Raw genomic sequence first — 18,090 nt, forward strand, 5'->3', positions numbered from 1 at the left:
CTTTACCTCACAAACAGCTGTTTAAAATTAGCCGAAGTCGTGCTCATCACTTCCGTGACAGGACATTGTTTTAGGTGTGCAATTTGCTCAGCCACATAAGATAAATACATTGGTTCATTGCGGCGAGACTTGGGTTTTGGGCTAATTGTTCTAGGTAGTAGGTAGGGCGCATCAGTTTCCAAAAGCAAACGGTCTAGGGGGATGTATTGGATTAGATCTTGTAGTGCTTGACCTCTACGTTCATCGCAAACCCAACCTGTTATGCCTATCATTAACCCATAGTCCAAGTAACGTCGTAGTGCGTTATGATCACCAGTAAAACAGTGTAGTACTCCTTGAACGTTAACTTCTTGCAGTAACGAAAATAGCGCATCGTGCGCGTCTCTTTCATGTAGATACACTGGATAATCAATAGCTTCTGCTAACTGCAGTTGCGTCAAGCACACGCTTTGTTGTATCGGCCTTGGTGAAAAATCGCGATTAAAGTCCAAGCCACATTCACCAACAGCAATAGCTCTGTCACTACTTTTTAAAAGAGTGAGGAGATCATCGTAGAGCGTATCAGGTGCATCTTTTGCGTCGTGAGGGTGGACACCTGCTGTACAATAAAGCTGGTATTGCTCTGCGAGAGAAATACTTTGTTCGCTGCTTGTTAAGTCGCAGCCAATGGCGAGCATAGATTCTATGCCAGCGTTTTTGGCTCTAGCAATTACCTCGGCCAAATCGGATGAAAATTGCGAGCTGGTGAGGTTTACACCAGCATCGAACATCGTGTTCATCAGTTAACTCGTTTAACTCGCGTTGTACGGTTTGAGCCCGCTTTTTTCATTAAAAACGAGCCAAAAGAGGCGCGTTCAATAATTAATGTGTCTCCTTCATTGGCGAAAAAAGTTTCTGAAGAAACTTGCCGCCATACTTGACCATTGTCCAAGGTGAATACCATTTTATCGCGGCCTTGAGTGGTTGTTTTTACGAGTTTAGCTGTAATTTCTTCGATTTCTTCGCTTGCCGCTTTAACTTTATGCTCTAAACCAAAGCCATCTTCTTTCAATTCTGCTTTTTTTTCATTGCGCGCTGTTTTTATTTTATCTTTGCTTACAGGCGCTTTGCTTGAATGTATTTCCGTGATTGGTTTATTAGCAATCACATTGTCGTAGCACATGAGTCGTTTAAAATCATTTTCAATCAGAGTACAAGCTTGTAGTGCCTGTGTATTTATCGGCTCTGCGGCGCATAAAGAGGAAAATCCTAGTGCGAACAGTATCATGGTTTTTTTCATTGTTCTGACTCCTGTTGTTTTGGTTTGGCGCTGTAAAATTTGGCTAGAATGAGCCCCAACTCAAACAAGAGTAGCATAGGGAATGCCAATAGAGTTTGAGATAGAACATCTGGTGGAGTTAAAAACATTGCGATGACAAAAGCACCAACGACAACATAAGGTCGTTTCTCTTTTAAGCTCGCAGGGGTTGTCATGCCACTCCAACATATAAGCATGATAGCGACGGGAATTTCAAAGGCGATACCAAAAGCAAAAAATAGCTTAAGGATAAAGCCAAGGTAACTGCTAATATCCGGTGACAGTGTCATCATCTCAGGCCCCACACTGGTAAAAAAGCCAAGTATGATAGGCATGACAACAAAGTAACAAAATGCTATTCCGCCATAAAATAGCAGCACACTAGAAAGTAATATAGGAATGAGCATACGTTTTTCGTGTTTATATAAACCGGGTGCGATAAAGCCCCACACCTGATGCAAAATAAAAGGCACAGCGGCAAATAGTGACACAAAAAGCGTTAATTTAAATGGAGCAAAAAACGGTGCTGTAACGTCTGTGGCGATCATGGTTGTGTTGCTAGGCAAGCTATTTACAAGCGGTGCTGCAACGAAGGCATAGATGTCATTGGCGAAGTACACCAAAGCAACAAAGATAACGAAAACGCTCAATAACGCTCTCATTAAGCGGTTTCTTAACTCAACAAGGTGAGCTATAAATCCACTTTGGGCTGATTCTGTCATGTAACTTGACTCGTACGAATATAATTCCAGTTAGATATAACAAAAAGGAGCGGCTTGGGCGTCTAATTACCCAAAGCTAGCCTTTGACTGAACTATCTAACTGCTAGATTGATTAGTCTTTGTTTTTATTATTTTCGGTTGATTTATAAGAATGTCTGACTGATTCAGCCGCATCTTGTAATTCTTGAACGGATTGCTTGAGTTCGGGGGCCAAATCTTGCATTCCCTGTTGTTCCGCTTTCTTCAAATTATTATGTAGCTCGTGAACACGTAATTCTTCACTCACTTCAGCCTTGACTGAATTGGCGACAGATTTTACCGTTTTTATCCATCTCGCTACGGTGCGGATTGCAACGGGAAGACGTTCAGGGCCAAGTACAATTAGGCCAACGATAAGAACGACCACTAACTCCCACATACCCATGTTGAATTACACCTTATCTTTTTCTTTCTCTGATACCGGTTGTGCTTGCTCAGTTGTTGTATTTTTTAACTTTTCTGGCTCAGAGTCGGTCGCAGTTTGCTCATCAGATACCGCCTTTTTAAAGCCTTTAACTGCACCACCCAAATCACTACCAATACCGCGTAGTTTTTTAGTTCCAAATAACAAAACAATGATGGCTAAAATAATAAGTAATTGCCAAATACTGATCCCACCGAATCCCATAATAACTCCATTGATACTTACTGCTTATGAATAATGATTATACGCCTAGCGAGCAAAAAATCACCCTGTTTTACGCCATGCGCCAATAAATACTAGCACGGCAATAATCGCGAGTAGGCTACTTGCGACAGGCTTGTCAAAAATAAAGCTCAATCCCGATATAATTGCAAAACTGCTCGCTGCTAAGCCCAATAATAGAGGCTTAGTCGCAGTATCTGCTTTTTGTGTGACAGTTGGAGGGGGGCGGCGCTTGAGATTTTGGTAAATCAAATCTGGCAGTTCAGGCATTTTTTCAGCCCAAAATGGTAAGTTTGCATATAGCTTTTTCGCCACCGCGAGAGGTCCAACTTGCTCTTGCACCCAATGCTCTAAAAAAGGTTTGGCCGTTTTCCACAGATCTAACTGTGGATAAAGCTGGCGCCCTAGGCCTTCTACATACAGCAGAGTTTTTTGCAATAATACGAGCTGTGGTTGCACTTCCATATTGAACCGTCTTGCTGTATTAAACAAATTTACTAGCACATGGCCGAACGAAATTTCAGCGAGCGGTTTGTTAAAAATGGGTTCGCATACAGTGCGAATGGCAAACTCAAACTCTTCTACGCAGGTATCTGCCGGAACCCACCCAGAATCCACATGAAGCTGTGCCACCTGACGATAATCACGATTAAAAAAGGCGATAAAGTTTTCGGCCAAATAGCGTTTATCTTCACGGTTTAAGGTGCCGACTATGCCGCAATCTATACCAATATACTTAGGGTTATGAGGATTTTCACGAGAGACAAAAATATTGCCAGGGTGCATATCTGCATGGAAAAAACTGTCACGGAATACCTGTGTGAAAAAGACTTCCACGCCGCGCTCGGCCAGCAATTTCATATTGGTGCCTTGCGCTAACAAGGCTTCGGTGTCTGAAACCGGAATACCGTAGATGCGTTCCATAACCAGCACGTTTTTACGTGAATAATCACTATATACCTCAGGGATATACAGTGAATCTGAGTCTTCAAAGTTGCGTCTGAGTTGAATTGCGTTCGCGCCTTCTCGCATCAAGTCTAGCTCGTCGAGTAAGGTTTTTTTGTATTCCCTAACAACTTCCACCGGGCGCAGACGTTTTCCTTCGCTGAGTAAATTGACAACGATTTTAGCGAAACGCTCCATTAAAGAGAGGTCGGCATGGATTTGTTTCTCGATATCGGGACGAATAACTTTGATCACGACATCTTTTAACTCATCTTTGTGTTGTAGCTTGGCTGCATGTACTTGCGCTATCGAGGCTGAAGCCAGCGGTTTTGATTCAAATTCAGCGAAGTATTCATGAATATTGTCGATTTCTAGCGCTTGCTCAATGAGCTTTTGTGCCATCGCGGGGTCAAATGGTTGAACTTGATCCTGCAAAAATGCAAGTTCTTCAGCAATATCTGGTGGTAGTAAATCTCGACGGGTCGAAAGCATCTGGCCAAACTTGATCCACACTGGCCCCAAAGTTTGTAGTGCCAAACGTAGGCGTGTGCCTACTGGTTTGTCTTTATGTTTGTTGCGCAGCCAAAACAAACTCGCTCGAGCGAGTTTACCGTACCAAGGTTGCTTATGCGCAGGGACGATTTCGTCTAAACCATAGGTTAAAAATGTTTTGGTGATCTGATGCAAGCGAAGTAAAGACAACCTAATTTCCTTTGTTTTGCTGAAGTAATACGCTGAGGCGTTGATTTAAGCTTTCGACCTGATTGTTTAATGTTCTCACTTGCTGCTTAAACTGTTGAAACTCGAGCGGGTGAGGCGCAACCTTCAACTCATCTTGAAATAACCCTGTTAGGGTTGCCTTGGCTACCTGTCCATCTTGCTTTGCGCGATGCGCTAACTTATGAAAGGTATCTACGGCAATTTGTGCGGGCCCATCACCGACATATTTGGCGAGGTGTTCCGCCCAATCAATATCAAGTGTTGCTAATGCATTACTATATAGTTGTGCTAGCGCCAAATCCCCTTCAAGATCGAGCTTATCTTGACGGATAAGCGCAGTGAGTTGGCTTGGATCTTTGAGCTCAAGCAAGGTTGGTAAATCGGCACTAATAGAACAATCGGCTTTGCCATCAAAAGGGCATAGAACGTGAATGTTAATGCCTGTGTAAGTCACAGCTAAACAAGTATTTTGATCGCGAATATCAACACTGATCACTTTGTGTTGGCCTTTACTTAGCACATGCTTTAGCTCAGGTGAGAGTTTAAGGCCTTTGTTTAAAGCCGTCTCAAGTACGGCGCCAAGTAATGAAGCTAACACAGCAACTCCTAGAATTTAAAGCCGCGATGAAGGGCGACAATGCCTCCGGTCATATTCTGGTAGTCAGTTTGTTCAAAACCGGCTTCATCCATCATGGATTTTAGCGTTTCTTGATCTGGGTGCATGCGGATAGATTCTGCAAGATAGCGATAAGACTCACTGTCATTTGCAACTAATTTGCCCATTGCAGGTAATAGTGTAAATGAATACATATCATACAGCTTTGCCAGCGCCTCGTTATCTGTCTTTGAAAATTCAAGTACCAGTAAACGTCCACCTGGTTTTAGCACTCTGTACATTGAGCGCAATGCTTTATCTTTATCTGTTACGTTGCGTAAACCAAAGGCAATAGTGATGACATCAAAAGTATTATCGTCAAATGGCAGCATTTCTGCGTTCATTTGAACGTATTCAATATTGCCAACAAGTCCCGAGTCGCGTAATTTTTCGCGGCCTACTTTAAGCATTGAGTCGTTAATATCACCTAAAACAACTTGTCCTTTATCACCAACTAATTCGCTAAATCTTGCGGTTAAATCACCCGTACCGCCAGCAAGATCAAGTACTTTGTGACCAGCGCGTACACCTGAGCAGGCAATAGTTTGACGCTTCCACAAACGATGGATACCGAATGACATCAGATCATTCATGATGTCGTATTTTGCAGCTACAGAATGAAATACGTCTGCAACCATAGAGGCTTTTTTGTCGGTCTCGACTGTTTTGTATCCAAAGTGGGTAGTATTGTCTTGTGACTCTTTCATGTGGGTTCCATCATTACTCTGCAACTATGCTTGCTAGTGTACTTGATTGGTAGCCGTAGGTGCAATTTCTTATCCGTGTTGTATTGTTGAAAATGCAAACAAAAGAGGATATTGCGGATCAGTGGCTAATATAACAGTGTTGGCCGAGAGAATGTGCCTTCTGCGCAGCGTAACCTGCGCGTTTTGCCAACACATTAAAGTCTTGCTCTGGTGCAAGTTGGGCTATCCCAAGAGCCAGAGACACATTAGGTAATGGAATTTTCCCTTTCGCGCTGACAAACTTTAATCGCTCAACACCTTTACGCACTTTTTCCGCGATAACACTCGCGGTATCTAAGTCTACATCGGCAAGGATAACCGTGAATTCTTTTTTACCTGTGCGACCAGGTAAGCCACTTTCAACGACATAACGTTTGATATTATTGGCGATACGATTAAGCACAACTTCACCCACAACATCACCAAACCGCGTTGAAAACTCGTCAAGGTTATCAACTTGGATAGAAAGCGCGCAGACAGATTTTTGCTGCGATTGCCATAGGGACACTTTTTGATGAAGATAGTGACGCTTATAAAGACCCGTTTGTGGGTCTAATAAGTGTTGTTTACGCAAGTCGAGTAGTAACTTTTGATTACGTTCATAATCTAAACGCGATTTTATTAACGCTTGTTTAAATTGTTTGTGCTGTTTTAGCAATAGCTCAGTTTGTTTGGTGAGTGTTGATAGTGCGCGCTTACTCTTTTGAATGTTGTGTTCATCTAAATTATGCACACATTGACTGACTTGTTGGGCAAAGCGAATAACCTGCTTTTGTGAGGTTTCTGCATTTTCGTGTAATTCAGTCACCAAAGAATCAACGCCTTCAAGTAATTCAGATTGTGTTTTTTGACCTTGATCTAAAAATTGGTAGTAGAGTTGTTCAATGAATACGCAGTCTATTTTTGTGTGCGCTTTGATGGCTTTGTTGATGGCACAGTCAAGATCTTTGTTCGTGGCGCTAATATGGGTATAAGCAACCTGATAATTTAAAGGCGTGGGCGGCAAATGATGTTGCTCTAAAAACAGGCACACCTGTGTCATTTTTTCTTGGGCAACAGCCATGGGATCATGGAACATCATTTCATTTACCACAACAATTAATTATCAAACGTTAATGAACTACCACCAGCTCCTTCGGTGTAACTCTTGTCCTAATTGCACTAGACCTACATTAATCTGTATCGTCCGAATTTAAAAGTAAAAAATTTGTCTTTGAAATAGAAAATTTACATTTTTTTGTTGAATTGCTGATTTTCTCATCAATTTTTACTAGGTTGGGTAAATTGTATTCGATCTGAGATATTCGTGATTCTATCGAATTAAGTTGCATCTGTTACGGGACTCTCCTACTTTGACTAGCAGAAAGTTCATTTCACCATAACAAAAGCTCAGAACGATGGATAATCATTATTTTTTGGCTATTTTACCGCGAACTGAGTAACAACAAAGTATTGAGGAAGTCAGCGTGTTATCACCAAAATTAAAGCTGTGGACTAAGCGTTCAAGCGTCGCCGTTTATTTAACTGTCGCTTTATCTGGTTGTGCTATTACCGGAAGTGACAATAACGTTGAGTTTACTCAGATAGCTGGCAGCGTTATGAAATTTAGAAGTGATAACAATGCCTATGGTCGCAGTGATACAAAAGCAGAGTTTCTACTACCAAACCTCAGTGCAGAAAAGTTGGCGACCACAAATCAGCAGCGTCTACAGTTCTTGGCTCAGCTCGACAATATCGACACTTCAGCGCTGAGTGAGGAAAATCAAATCAATCTCACTATTTTGCGTGCACAAGTGCAGAATAGCGTCGATGAATATCGTTTTCATAGCCACTATATGCCGCTCACCTCGGAATACGGCTTTCATTCCGGTCTGTCTTTTATGATCTCGAGTCATGACTTTAAGAAACGTGCTGGTTACGAGCTATATTTGGCACGTTTGCAGCAGGTTCCACGCTATTTTAAGCAAAATATCGACTGGATGAAAGAAGGCATGGCAGTTGGTCTGACTCAGCCGAAAGCGGTGCTTGAAGGTTATGAAAGTTCTATCGAAGCTTATATCGTTGATGATGTGACAAAATCCGAGTTCTATGGCCCGTTTACACAAAACCAAGCGGGTTTGCCTGATGCCGAATTTAAAGCACTGCAACAACGTGCCAAAAAGATTATTAAAGGGGATGTGATCGCAGCATATCAAGATTTCCTTAATTTCTTTGTCAATGAGTATCGTCCAGCGGCTAGGACCGAAATTGGAATTTCTTCGACACCAAATGGTGAAGCGTTTTATGCGAACCGAGCGAAATACTATACCACCACGAATATGACGCCTAAGGAGATCCACGAGCTTGGTCTTAAAGAGGTGGCTCGGATCCGTGCGGAGATGGAAAAAATTATTAAAAAAGTAGGCTTTAAGGGAGCTTTTGCCGACTTTGTGCAGTTCTTAAGAACCGATCCACAGTTTTATGCTAAAACCCCCGAAGCGTTACTTAAAGAAGCTGCATATATAGCAAAGAAGATGGATGCTCAGCTACCTAAGCTATTCCATACATTACCAAGAAAGCCATACGGTGTCGCCCCAGTGCCTGCGAGCATTGCGCCTAAATACACGACAGGGCGTTATTCGGGGGCACGCAGTGATACTGATGCAGGTTATTATTGGGTAAATACCTACGCGCTGGATAAGCGCCCGTTATATGTATTGGAAGCATTGACTCTACATGAGGCTGTGCCTGGTCACCATTTGCAGATCTCCTTGAATGCCGAGCTTGATTACCTACCGGAATATCGTCGCAACGAATACATTTCAGCTTTTGGTGAAGGGTGGGGGTTATATTCTGAATTTTTGGGTATCGAAGCGGGGTTCTATCAAGACCCTTACAGTGACTTTGGTCGTCTAACCTACGAGATGTGGCGAGCGGCTCGTTTGGTTGTAGACACCGGCATGCATATGTTTGGGTGGAGCCGCGAACGAGCGATGAACTTTATGAAAGACAACACGGCCTTGTCCTTACATAATGTTAAAACGGAGACTGATCGTTATATTTCGTGGCCAGCTCAAGCACTGTCATACAAAATTGGTGAACTAACCATTAAGCGGCTACGTCGCAAAGCAGAAAAAGCACTGGACGATCAGTTTGATATCCGTGAGTTCCACCATCAAATCTTACGTCATGGCTCTGTGCCATTATTTGTGCTTGAAGAGCAAATCGACAAATATATTGAAACCACGATGAATCAAGCGCGTAAGTAATTGCGTTTATCCATCTAACAGAAAAGCCCAAAGCAGAGACTTTGGGCTTTTATCATTTTATTAGCCTAAGCTAGTTTAGTTTACAAAACTAATAATTAGCTGATACACATCATCGGTCGTTCGGCATTTATTGGCATTAATGATGAGCTGTTCACCTAAGTGTAGTGCTCGCTGTTGTACCGCTAAGCGCGCGTCTTCATCTTCAATCGCATCTATGTCTGCAACATGGGCGAGACCAATGGTGCGGCGGATCAATTCACACCCACAATAACCAACTGCGTCTTGCAATACTTTAGTGAGAAAGTATTCCGCGTAGCCTTCTGTTTGCAACGATAGGTCGCGTGTTTGTGTTTTCGCCAGTTCAAGCCAAGTGACATAGAAGCTCGATAGAGTGGTGGCGATACTATCGAGTAAATACACCTGCATATTTCGACGTTTTGGCAGAGCGTTAATGCGAGCATGTTGGGCACAGTAGTTGAGCAATAAATTGCCGATAAATGAGCCTAAATCAAAGCCTATTGGGCCAAAAAAGCCAAACTCTGGGTCGATTAGCTTAGTGTGATCGGTGTCGACGAAAATACTGCCTGTATGGACATCACCGTGAAGTAAGGTTTCTGGTGCATTGAGAAATTGGGCTTTGAGTTTTGCCACTTCAACTAATAACGTCTTATTTTTTCTCAGCATTTCCACAGACGATTGCAATGCAGCAGGAAAGTTGTTTCTTTCAGCATCGCGGTATGGGTCGTCAAAGAATAAATCTTCTGTGATTGCGCACAGTTCGGGATTAGTAAACTCGGTGACTAGGGCTTTCTTTTCACTCGGTGTTAAGTAAAAGCTTGAGTGGTAAAAGCTGGTTTTTGCTAGATAATTTGCGACGTCTTTGCTGAGTCTTGCAAAGGTGTTCGCTTGGTTTAATTCACCGCGTAAAATGCGTAGATGACCAAGATCTTCCAGCACGGTTAGTGCTAACTCCGTATTATGGTGCAACACTTTTGCTGTGGTATCTGGACAGATCTCACCATGGCGCTGTAATACACTGGCTTCAATTCTGGCTCTGTCTAATGTAAGCGGCCAGCTCTCACCCACACATCGAGCATAAGGCAAAGCTTGCTTGACGATGATGCTATTTTCTTGCGTATCTTGCACGCGGAAAACCAAATTCAGATTGCCATCACCAAACTCATAACAAGATAAGGTTGCATCTTTATCAAAGAAGCTTCCTAAATTAGTAATGTAATCAATAACTTTTTCTGCATCAAATTCAATGTAGCTCGACATGTTTCTGCACCTTGTGGATATTTGCTATTAGCATTCTATATTTTTAAATGTTTAGATGTCTATACTTCTTTAGATCTTGATGTAAAATATCATCAGTACACTTTGAAAGAGCGGGATGTCATGAAAACCTTAATTGCACGTAGTCTTAAATTCGAATCGGGCGTGGTACAGGTATTGGATCAATACTTACTGCCACATCAACAGGTGTGGCATGAATGCCGCGACGTTGCGACGATGAGCGAACTAATTCTGACACTTAAGGTTCGTGGCGCTCCGCTTATTGGTTTAGCGGCAAGTTTATTAATTGGTTATCTTGCCGAACAGGGAGAAGATAAAGACACAATTGCCCGCTCGATAGATGAACTTGAAGCAACGCGCCCTACAGCGGTGAATTTAATGCACTGCATGGCGAGATTGCGTGAAGCGTTACAAGCGAATGATTGGCAACAACAAGTGATCACAACCGCTGAACAGTTATTTGAAGAAGACACTGCGTTATGCGACCGTATGGCAAACATAGGCGCGGAGCTTGTGAATGCGGGAGACAACATTCTTACTCACTGCAATACTGGTGCGCTGGCAACGGCAGGTGTAGGCACCGCACTTGGCGTAATTCACCATGCTGCAAAACAACATGGTGACATTCATGTTTGGGTTGATGAGACTAGACCACTGTTGCAAGGTGGTAGGCTTACCGCGTTTGAACTAGATGCATGGCAAATCCCATACACGCTAATTTGTGACAATATGGCTGCGAGTTTAATGGCGGCGGGTAAAGTCGATAAAATCTTTGTAGGGGCAGATAGGATTGCGGCAAACGGTGATTTTGCGAATAAAGTCGGCACTTATAATCTCGCGGTGTTAGCCCATTTCCATAATATTCCTTTTTATGTGGTTGCCCCGATCACAACATTAGATAGCAGCTGTCCAAATGGCGCAGCCATTCCAATTGAACAACGCGCCAAAAGCGAAGTAACAGGTGTCAGTGGTAGTTTTGGTGATTGCCAATGGGCACCCAACAATGCCGAGGTATATAACCCGGCATTTGATGTTACGCCAGCGAGTTTGATCACCGGATGGGTGTTGGATACGGGGTTGTTTACGGGTGATGAGGTTGCCCTAGGCGTATTTTCACAAAGTTAAACATTTGTAATTATTTTAACTACTCGTAAATCCAAAATCTTGTTAAACTGTACCCATTTTGTGCTTCGATATAAATGGAGAAAGTAAAACAGGATGAAGAAGTTAATTGCTCTGATGTTGTTGGCCTTAGCTGCTAAGGCATTCGCTAAAGAGGAAATACCACTAGAGTCTTTTAGTAAAGGCAGTGAGTTCTCAGATGTAAAGATTTCACCTAACGGAGAATATCTTAGCTTTATCACAAAGAGAGAAGGTAAAAACACATTAATTTTTTTACAACTTGATAAATTCAAACTCATTCACGCCGTGCGATTCAATGGTAATGCTCAAGTTGGCCGCTATGAATGGGTGAATGATGACCGTGTGGTATTGGAAAAGGAATATATAAGAGGTTGGAAAGATCACCCTGAATTTCATGGTGAGCTATTCGGCGTAAATGTAGATGGAAGCCGTGCTAAGTATTTGGTGGGTTACCAGGGTGAAGAACAAACGGGTTCTCGTTTGCGCAAAGCTACCCCGCTGTATGGCACATCTTACATTCTTGACCCTTTGGTCAATGACGAAGACAAGATGCTGATTGTGACCTATCCTTGGACTGGCTCGAAAGAGCCTACCACAAGAGTTTACGAGGTCAACGTTCATACTGGTGTCAGACGCAAATTGACAAATGCTCCAAGAAAACTGGGCCGCTTTTTAACCGATCACCAAGGAGAGGTTCGTGCCGTAGTGTCTGAGGATGATGATGGCAATTCATTAGTTTTTATCCGTGAAGAAGCAGACTCAAAATGGGCTGAGCTCACATTAGAAAACAACTTAGCTGATTTATGGATGCATGGATTCGATAAAACTGGAACGTCAGTTTATCTTTCAGCATCTACGGCTGGTGAGCCCATGGCCTTCTATAAATTAGGCTTAGCAAGCAAAAAACTCACTCATGTTTTTCAAGATAAAGTGGTTGATCCAACAAAAGTATGGATAGATCCGATTGATAAATCCCCTTTCGCAATTGAACTATACCCCGGATATCCTACCTATGCATTTATTGATGAAAGTGCTGATTGGAGTCAACGCCTAAAGTCTCTGATAGCCTCGATCCCTGGAAATCAAATACGTATTGTAAGTAGCACGAGAGATGGTGGACAAGTGGTTGTATTCGCAAGCAGCGATACCAATCCTGGGGATTATTACCTTTATGATAGTAAAGCCAACAAGATGAAATATCTTGCGTCTGCAAGAGGCTGGATTAAACCAAATCAAATGTCTACAGTCGAGCCTGTTAAATTCGCAAGCCGTGATGGACTCACTATTCATGGATATCTAACAACACCAATAAACGCAGAAAAGAAAAACCTTCCTTTGATTGTTATGCCTCATGGTGGACCTCATGGACCAAGAGATTATTGGCAGTTTGACCCTGAAGTACAAATGCTTGCGAGCAGAGGAATGGCTGTGTTACAAGTTAACTTTAGAGGATCCGGTGGTTATGGAGATGCATTTGAAGTACTTGGCTACCAAAAGTGGGGCAAGGAAATTCAACATGACATCATCGATGGAACCCGTGACTTAATCTCTAAAGGTATCGTCGATAAAAAGCGGATTTGTATTATGGGGGCTAGTTTTGGTGGCTATTCTGCATTGCAAAGCGCAATATTAGAACCCGACTTATTCCAATGCGCAGTCGGTGTGGTTGGTGTATACGATTTACCACTGATGTTTGAAGAAGGTGATGTTGCTCAGCGTAGCTCTGGGGTCGCATATTTAGAACGTGTACTTGGTACCGATGAGAAGCAGTTAAAAGCATTTTCTCCAAGCTATAATGTCGATAAGCTTAAGGTTCCTGTCCTTATCGTACATGGTGGTGAGGACCAAAGAGCGCCAATTGAACAAGCGGAATCTTTAATTGATGCACTGAAAAAGGCTGATAAACCTTATCAGTATTACTTACTTGAAGATGAAGGGCATGGTTTCTATAAACCGGAACATCGTCTGAAATACTTTAAGAAAGTGCTCGCATTCCTAGAAGAACCTCTGCAGTTATAATTTGCATTAAAGAGCAGGGTGAGCGCCACCCTGAGCTTTGTAATTTAAAGTTTTATTAGCGGCAGTTTTGTTGCTGAATATTGCAGTATACTTTTTAGTACCCTCTGATATTAAATCTAATCAGATTAACTATTTTATCTGATTTCAAGTAAGCAACGCCTCTATGGTAATGACTTGGTACTAATCACGTTGAATTTGCGTGCTAATAGCCTGCTATTGGCGCGCAAATGCATTTTGCTTACCGCTTTTTTCGTGAAGTAGTCACAAAATCTTCATTTTATTTTTGGGGACAAGCTGTTCTACTATGGGGACTTTGAAGTAAGGAAAGTCGCTAATGAAGGGATGGTTCATTATTGGTGTGGTTGTACTGGCCTTATGCAGTTGCCACTCTATTCACCCGCAAAAAACCTACATCCATATAGTTGCAAGTTGTCCCCCTCAGGTATTTGAACAATTGTTTATCGATACGACAGATAGCTTAGTTATATCGCCCTCTGAGGCCGAAATTCCAATCGGCATGCACACAAATACTCTGCTTTTTTCACCACTGACCATGTCGTGGGATGTGGTGGATAAGCTTTTGGTTGAGTTGGACGACGCTGGGTTTAAGTTTCAAGCTGATTTTTTCGGTAAATATAATCACGCTTATCGTGATAACCATATCGGTATGTATTTTGTTGAAGGTTGTGAGCCTAACATGAGTAAGCAAGTACTCACAGCGTTTCGTTAACACTGTGAGTATTCAGACTTGGATTAATCAAGTAATGGAAACTGTTTTGCAATTTCAGAGTCCGTGCTTTTTGCAACCCAACCCTCTTGATTATTGAATAGGCGAATGGCGGTAAATTCTGGATCGCTACCCATATCGAACCAATGAGGCGTATTTTCTGGTACTGAGATTAGGTCACCTTGCTGACATAGAACTTGGTAAACCTTATCGTTTAAGTGTAAGCAGAATAGCCCTTGTCCTTTAACAAAAAAACGCACTTCATCTTCGCTATGAGTATGTTCAAAAAGAAATTTTTGTCGCAACTCCGAGGCACTAGGGTTGCCCTTTGCGAGTGAAATCACGTCGACAGTTTGATAACCGCCTTGCGCCTTTAATCTTTCTATATCGCTTTGGTAGGCATTAATAATGTCGTCTTGTGACATTTCAGCTGTGATATCGGTGTTAGCTTGCCATTGTTCAAAGCGTACGCCTTGCTCTGAGAGCAAAGATGCGATGATGTTTGCGTCTTGCTCTTGTTGCAAAGCTTGGCTTGGATTCTGTACTTGGTAGATAGTCAGTTGACTCATGAAAATGCCCCTTCATCAAAATGCTCAAAGCTTGATATAACTGGATGTTCAGGTGATGTTGCTTGTGCATCTCTAAACAACTGTAATGTGTGCATACCAGCGGCCTTTGCTGCGTCTAGCTCGGCAACAATATCGCTTAAAAAGAGGATTTGCTCTGCTTCGTACGGTAGGGCTGCAATAATATTCTGATACGACGAGACTTCCTGCTTGGCACCCACTTTAGTATCAAAGTAGTCGCTAAATAGTGGGCGAATATCACCATAGTCTGAGTAGGCAAAAAGCAGCTGCTGCGCTTTCACTGAACCCGAGGAATACACGTAGAGATTGCGACCATCCGCTTTTTGTTGTGTTAAAAACTGGTAGGCATCTTCATATAAATGTCCGGTAAAATCGCCGTTTGTATAGCCAAACTGCCAAACGAGACCCTGTAGCTGTTTTAATGGCGTGATTTTTTTATCTGCGGCGATCCACTCAAGTAGTGCGGCAATCACGGTATCAATATCAGCGTTGGCATTATCCAATTCTGCTCTGACGGCACTAATTTGCTCGGCAACGGCGGTGTCATGCTGATGGTCGCGAATAAATTGCGGTAAATGCGCAGCGGCATACGGGAATAGTATCTCTTTAACAAATGAGATACGGGTAATTGTCCCTTCAATATCTGTTAAAATGGCTTTGATCATTGGCGCCCCTCCAATTTAATGCGTTCTAATTCGCAGGCAAATAAAAACTCTAAGCCCTCAATATGACGACGAGTTTCTTGCACTGTACGGCCCACTGCATATAACCCGTGACCTCGGATCAATACACCGTGTATAACCGGTGTAGTTTGATGAGATTGCGCCACGCGCTGTGCTAGCCGCTCTATATCCTGATCGTTATCAAAAATAGCAATGGATAAGGTTTCTTCATGCGATTGAATGCCAGACAGTGACTTTTGCATTTCATAACCACAGATCTGAAATTGCTCGCCTTGAATAAATCGCGATAACACAGTCGCAGCAACGGAATGAGTGTGTAATATACACTGTGCACCCACGCATAATTCATATAATTTTAGGTGCAATGCAGTTTCGGCTGAAGGCTTGCCACTACCGGCAATGATGGTGCCTGTGGCGTCTAATTCCAGAAATTGTTCTGGTGTTAATTTACCTTTATCAAAGCCGCTGGCCGTGACAACAAAGCCAGAGTCTGTTTTGATAGAGAAATTACCACCAGTCGCGGGAACCCAGCCTTGCTGAGCAACCCAAGCTCCTGCGTCGATAAGCGCGAGTTTTGCGGCTTGTGTGTGCATAGTTAACACCTATAAATTAAATGCGTTTGGACGGCTATACATCTATTTTGAGCAATGATAGCATCCACTCACGATTAGCACCATAAGAAAGAGAGTGTTGCAGTGAAAAGTAAGTTACCTCAGGTTGGAATTAGTATATTTAGCCAAATGACGGCATTAGCGAACGAGCATGGTGCGATCAACTTATCGCAAGGCTTTCCGGAGTTTGATGCGCCTGATTACCTAAAATCGCAACTTAGCCACTATGTTGGCGAAGGTCAAAACCAGTATTCGCCTTCTGCCGGCGTACCGAGCTTGCAAGCACAAGTTGCGGCATTAATTGAACGTCGTTATCAGGTGAGTGTTTCAGGACAAGAACAGATCACGGTGACCTCGGGTGCAACGGAAGCACTCTTCGTGGCAATTCAGGCAATAGTATCTGAAGGGGATGAAGTTATTGTATTCGATCCGGCTTACGACTCTTATGAGCCTGCAATTGAACTTGCAGGCGGGAAAGCTGTGCATATTGCATTGACTGCGCCGCATTACCAAATTGATTGGCAACAAGTCGCAGCGAGTATCAACCCAAATACCCGTGCTATTATCATCAATACACCGCATAACCCGTCGGCTAAAACGCTGAAGCCGTCAGATTTAGAGCAACTAAAACAGCTGCTAAATCAGCATGACTTGTTATTGATCAGTGATGAAGTATACGAACATATTACCTTTGATGGTTTGCCCCATCTGAGCGCATTAACTGATCCAGCATTGTTTGAGCGTGCGTTTGTGATCTCTAGCTTTGGTAAAACCTTTCATAGTACAGGCTGGAAAATGGGTTACTGTGTGGCGCCAAAGCAAATGACTGTTGAATTTAGAAAGATCCATCAGTATGTAACGTTCTCAAGCTTCACTCCGGCACAACTTGCATTGGCTGATATGCTTGCTGAACACCCTGAGCACGTTGATGAGCTGAGTGGATTTTATCAACAAAAACGCGATGTTCTGGTTAAGGCGTTAGCGTCAAGCCGATTTACGCTATTACCAAGTGAAGGGACTTATTTTTTGCTTTTGGATTACAGTGAAATTTCTGATCTTGATGATGTTGCCTTTTGTCGCTATCTGGTGGAAGAGGTTGGGGTTGCGGCAGTGCCACTCAGCGTTTTTTACCAACAAGCACCTGAAGACAAGGTCATACGATTGTGCTTTGCTAAGGAAAACCAGACATTAGAAGAGGCTGCAAAACGCTTATGTCAACTTTAACCGTTACCCTTGTTCAAACAGATATCCAGTGGCTTTCACCTGAGGCCAACTTTACCCATATTGAACGTTTGCTAGAAAATGTCGAGCCAAGCGATTTAATTTTGCTACCCGAAACATTTGCTACCGGCTTCGCCGTAAAAGAGCCGGATGCTGAGCGCTATGCTGATGCAGCCATCGAGTTTTTACAGCAATGTGCTCAGCGCTTTCAGGCTGTTGTAGCGGGCAGCGTACTGATTCCGCAAGGAGATAAAAAGGCCAACCGTATGGTGTGGTGCCAGCCGGATGGAAAGATACTTCATTATGACAAAAGACACTTATTTTGTTTGGGTAATGAAGGTGATTTTGTCGTTGCTGGTGAGCACCGTGAAGTGTTCGAATTAAAAGGCATTAAATTCTTACCGCAGATCTGCTATGACTTACGTTTCCCAGTATTTCAGCGTAATCAGAACGATTATGAGGTTATGATTAATATTGCAAACTGGCCAGCGGCACGCCGAAATCATTGGGATACTTTACTGGCTGCTCGTGCAATCGAGAATCAGTGCTTTGTGCTCGCGGTAAATCGCGTAGGTGAAGATGGGTATGGCACTGCGCATAATGGTGGTACTAAAGCGATTGACTTCAATGGTAATAGCATTGTTTCGGCAGTAGACAACCAAGCTGAGGTTATTACCGTAAAGTTAGAGCTGAGCGACTTGCAGCAGTACAAAGCTAAATTTCCTGCTCATCTCGATGCGGATAAATTTACGCTGGTATAATACACATTGGTACATGCATAGCAT

At 42.9% G+C, this 18,090-nt stretch carries 19 protein-coding genes; 6 read left to right on the top strand and 13 right to left on the bottom strand.

Going from position 1 to position 18,090, the window contains the following annotated elements:
• Positions 1 to 2 precede the first annotated feature (2 nt).
• The 9 genes from NH462_RS21060 to NH462_RS21100 all read right to left on the bottom strand — a co-directional run bounded on the left by NH462_RS21060 (position 3) and on the right by NH462_RS21100 (position 6,851).
• Positions 3 to 779, bottom strand: a complete 777-nt coding sequence (locus NH462_RS21060) for a TatD family hydrolase (RefSeq protein WP_010376478.1) — start codon at positions 777 to 779, stop codon at positions 3 to 5.
• Positions 779 to 1,279, bottom strand: coding sequence for a hypothetical protein (locus tag NH462_RS21065; RefSeq protein WP_253107676.1), 501 nt, complete (start codon positions 1,277 to 1,279; stop codon positions 779 to 781). Before NH462_RS21065 ends, NH462_RS21060 begins: the two co-directional genes overlap by 1 nt.
• Positions 1,276 to 2,019 carry a twin-arginine translocase subunit TatC gene (gene tatC, locus NH462_RS21070; RefSeq protein WP_045964743.1) on the bottom strand — a complete coding sequence of 248 codons (744 nt, stop codon included), beginning with the start codon at positions 2,017 to 2,019 and terminating at the stop codon, positions 1,276 to 1,278. The genes NH462_RS21065 and tatC overlap by 4 nt, the downstream gene beginning before the upstream one ends.
• A gap of 112 nt (positions 2,020 to 2,131) precedes the next feature.
• Positions 2,132 to 2,443 (bottom strand): Sec-independent protein translocase protein TatB, encoded by a 312-nt coding sequence (tatB, locus tag NH462_RS21075; protein ID WP_010376473.1) that lies wholly within the window; start codon positions 2,441 to 2,443, stop codon positions 2,132 to 2,134.
• 6 nt (positions 2,444 to 2,449) lie between these two features.
• The gene (gene tatA / locus NH462_RS21080; protein WP_010376470.1) at positions 2,450 to 2,686 is read right to left on the bottom strand and encodes a Sec-independent protein translocase subunit TatA; all 237 of its coding nucleotides are present in this window, start codon (positions 2,684 to 2,686) and stop codon (positions 2,450 to 2,452) included.
• Between the two features lie 60 nt (positions 2,687 to 2,746).
• Positions 2,747 to 4,351, bottom strand: coding sequence for a ubiquinone biosynthesis regulatory protein kinase UbiB (ubiB, locus tag NH462_RS21085; protein WP_010376468.1), 1,605 nt, complete (start codon positions 4,349 to 4,351; stop codon positions 2,747 to 2,749).
• A 1-nt stretch (position 4,352) separates the two neighbouring features.
• The gene (locus NH462_RS21090; RefSeq protein ID WP_253107677.1) at positions 4,353 to 4,967 is read right to left on the bottom strand and encodes an SCP2 sterol-binding domain-containing protein; all 615 of its coding nucleotides are present in this window, start codon (positions 4,965 to 4,967) and stop codon (positions 4,353 to 4,355) included.
• Between the two features lie 8 nt (positions 4,968 to 4,975).
• Positions 4,976 to 5,731, bottom strand: coding sequence for a bifunctional demethylmenaquinone methyltransferase/2-methoxy-6-polyprenyl-1,4-benzoquinol methylase UbiE (ubiE, locus tag NH462_RS21095; protein ID WP_010376465.1), 756 nt, complete (start codon positions 5,729 to 5,731; stop codon positions 4,976 to 4,978).
• A gap of 118 nt (positions 5,732 to 5,849) precedes the next feature.
• On the bottom strand, positions 5,850 to 6,851 hold the full coding sequence (locus NH462_RS21100; protein ID WP_010376464.1) for a GGDEF domain-containing protein: 1,002 nt from the start codon (positions 6,849 to 6,851) through the stop codon (positions 5,850 to 5,852).
• Positions 6,852 to 7,236: 385 nt separating this feature from the next.
• On the opposite strand from NH462_RS21100, the gene NH462_RS21105 reads away from it, so the two are divergent.
• Positions 7,237 to 9,018: a DUF885 domain-containing protein gene (locus NH462_RS21105; protein ID WP_253107678.1), complete on the top strand. Its 1,782-nt coding sequence runs from the start codon at positions 7,237 to 7,239 to the stop codon at positions 9,016 to 9,018.
• Between the two features lie 75 nt (positions 9,019 to 9,093).
• Here the strand turns inward: NH462_RS21105 and mtnK are convergent, their stop codons facing one another.
• Entirely contained in the window at positions 9,094 to 10,296 is a 1,203-nt protein-coding gene (mtnK, locus tag NH462_RS21110) for an S-methyl-5-thioribose kinase (RefSeq protein ID WP_010376462.1), read from the bottom strand.
• Between the two features lie 120 nt (positions 10,297 to 10,416).
• Here mtnK and mtnA point away from each other — a divergent pair, with 120 nt between their 5' ends.
• From mtnA to NH462_RS21125, 3 genes are all read left to right on the top strand, one after another.
• On the top strand, positions 10,417 to 11,439 hold the full coding sequence (mtnA, locus tag NH462_RS21115; RefSeq protein WP_045964755.1) for an S-methyl-5-thioribose-1-phosphate isomerase: 1,023 nt from the start codon (positions 10,417 to 10,419) through the stop codon (positions 11,437 to 11,439).
• 93 nt (positions 11,440 to 11,532) lie between these two features.
• Positions 11,533 to 13,476, top strand: a complete 1,944-nt coding sequence (locus NH462_RS21120; RefSeq protein WP_253107679.1) for a S9 family peptidase — start codon at positions 11,533 to 11,535, stop codon at positions 13,474 to 13,476.
• A 334-nt stretch (positions 13,477 to 13,810) separates the two neighbouring features.
• Positions 13,811 to 14,206 (top strand): hypothetical protein, encoded by a 396-nt coding sequence (locus NH462_RS21125; RefSeq protein WP_253107680.1) that lies wholly within the window; start codon positions 13,811 to 13,813, stop codon positions 14,204 to 14,206.
• A 23-nt stretch (positions 14,207 to 14,229) separates the two neighbouring features.
• On the opposite strand, the gene NH462_RS21130 is transcribed toward NH462_RS21125, so the two are convergent.
• The 3 genes from NH462_RS21130 to NH462_RS21140 are packed head-to-tail and all read right to left on the bottom strand — an operon-like array spanning position 14,230 to position 16,066.
• Complete coding sequence (locus NH462_RS21130; protein ID WP_130127141.1) at positions 14,230 to 14,772, bottom strand: cupin domain-containing protein; 543 nt, start codon at positions 14,770 to 14,772, stop codon at positions 14,230 to 14,232.
• Complete coding sequence (mtnC, locus tag NH462_RS21135) at positions 14,769 to 15,455, bottom strand: acireductone synthase (RefSeq protein ID WP_253107681.1); 687 nt, start codon at positions 15,453 to 15,455, stop codon at positions 14,769 to 14,771. Before mtnC ends, NH462_RS21130 begins: the two co-directional genes overlap by 4 nt.
• Positions 15,452 to 16,066, bottom strand: a complete 615-nt coding sequence (locus NH462_RS21140; protein WP_010376449.1) for a methylthioribulose 1-phosphate dehydratase — start codon at positions 16,064 to 16,066, stop codon at positions 15,452 to 15,454. Before NH462_RS21140 ends, mtnC begins: the two co-directional genes overlap by 4 nt.
• Before the next feature lie 102 nt (positions 16,067 to 16,168).
• Between NH462_RS21140 and NH462_RS21145 the strand changes: the two genes are divergently transcribed.
• Both NH462_RS21145 and NH462_RS21150 read left to right on the top strand, forming a co-directional pair.
• Positions 16,169 to 17,308: a methionine aminotransferase gene (locus NH462_RS21145; RefSeq protein ID WP_366034220.1), complete on the top strand. Its 1,140-nt coding sequence runs from the start codon at positions 16,169 to 16,171 to the stop codon at positions 17,306 to 17,308.
• Entirely contained in the window at positions 17,296 to 18,066 is a 771-nt protein-coding gene (locus NH462_RS21150) for an amidohydrolase (RefSeq protein WP_253107682.1), read from the top strand. The genes NH462_RS21145 and NH462_RS21150 overlap by 13 nt, the downstream gene beginning before the upstream one ends.
• The last annotated feature ends 24 nt before the right edge of the window (positions 18,067 to 18,090 follow it).

Origin of the sequence: Pseudoalteromonas sp. OANN1 (genome assembly GCF_024124685.1) — a bacterium.
In the GTDB taxonomy this organism is placed as follows: domain Bacteria; phylum Pseudomonadota; class Gammaproteobacteria; order Enterobacterales; family Alteromonadaceae; genus Pseudoalteromonas; species Pseudoalteromonas piscicida.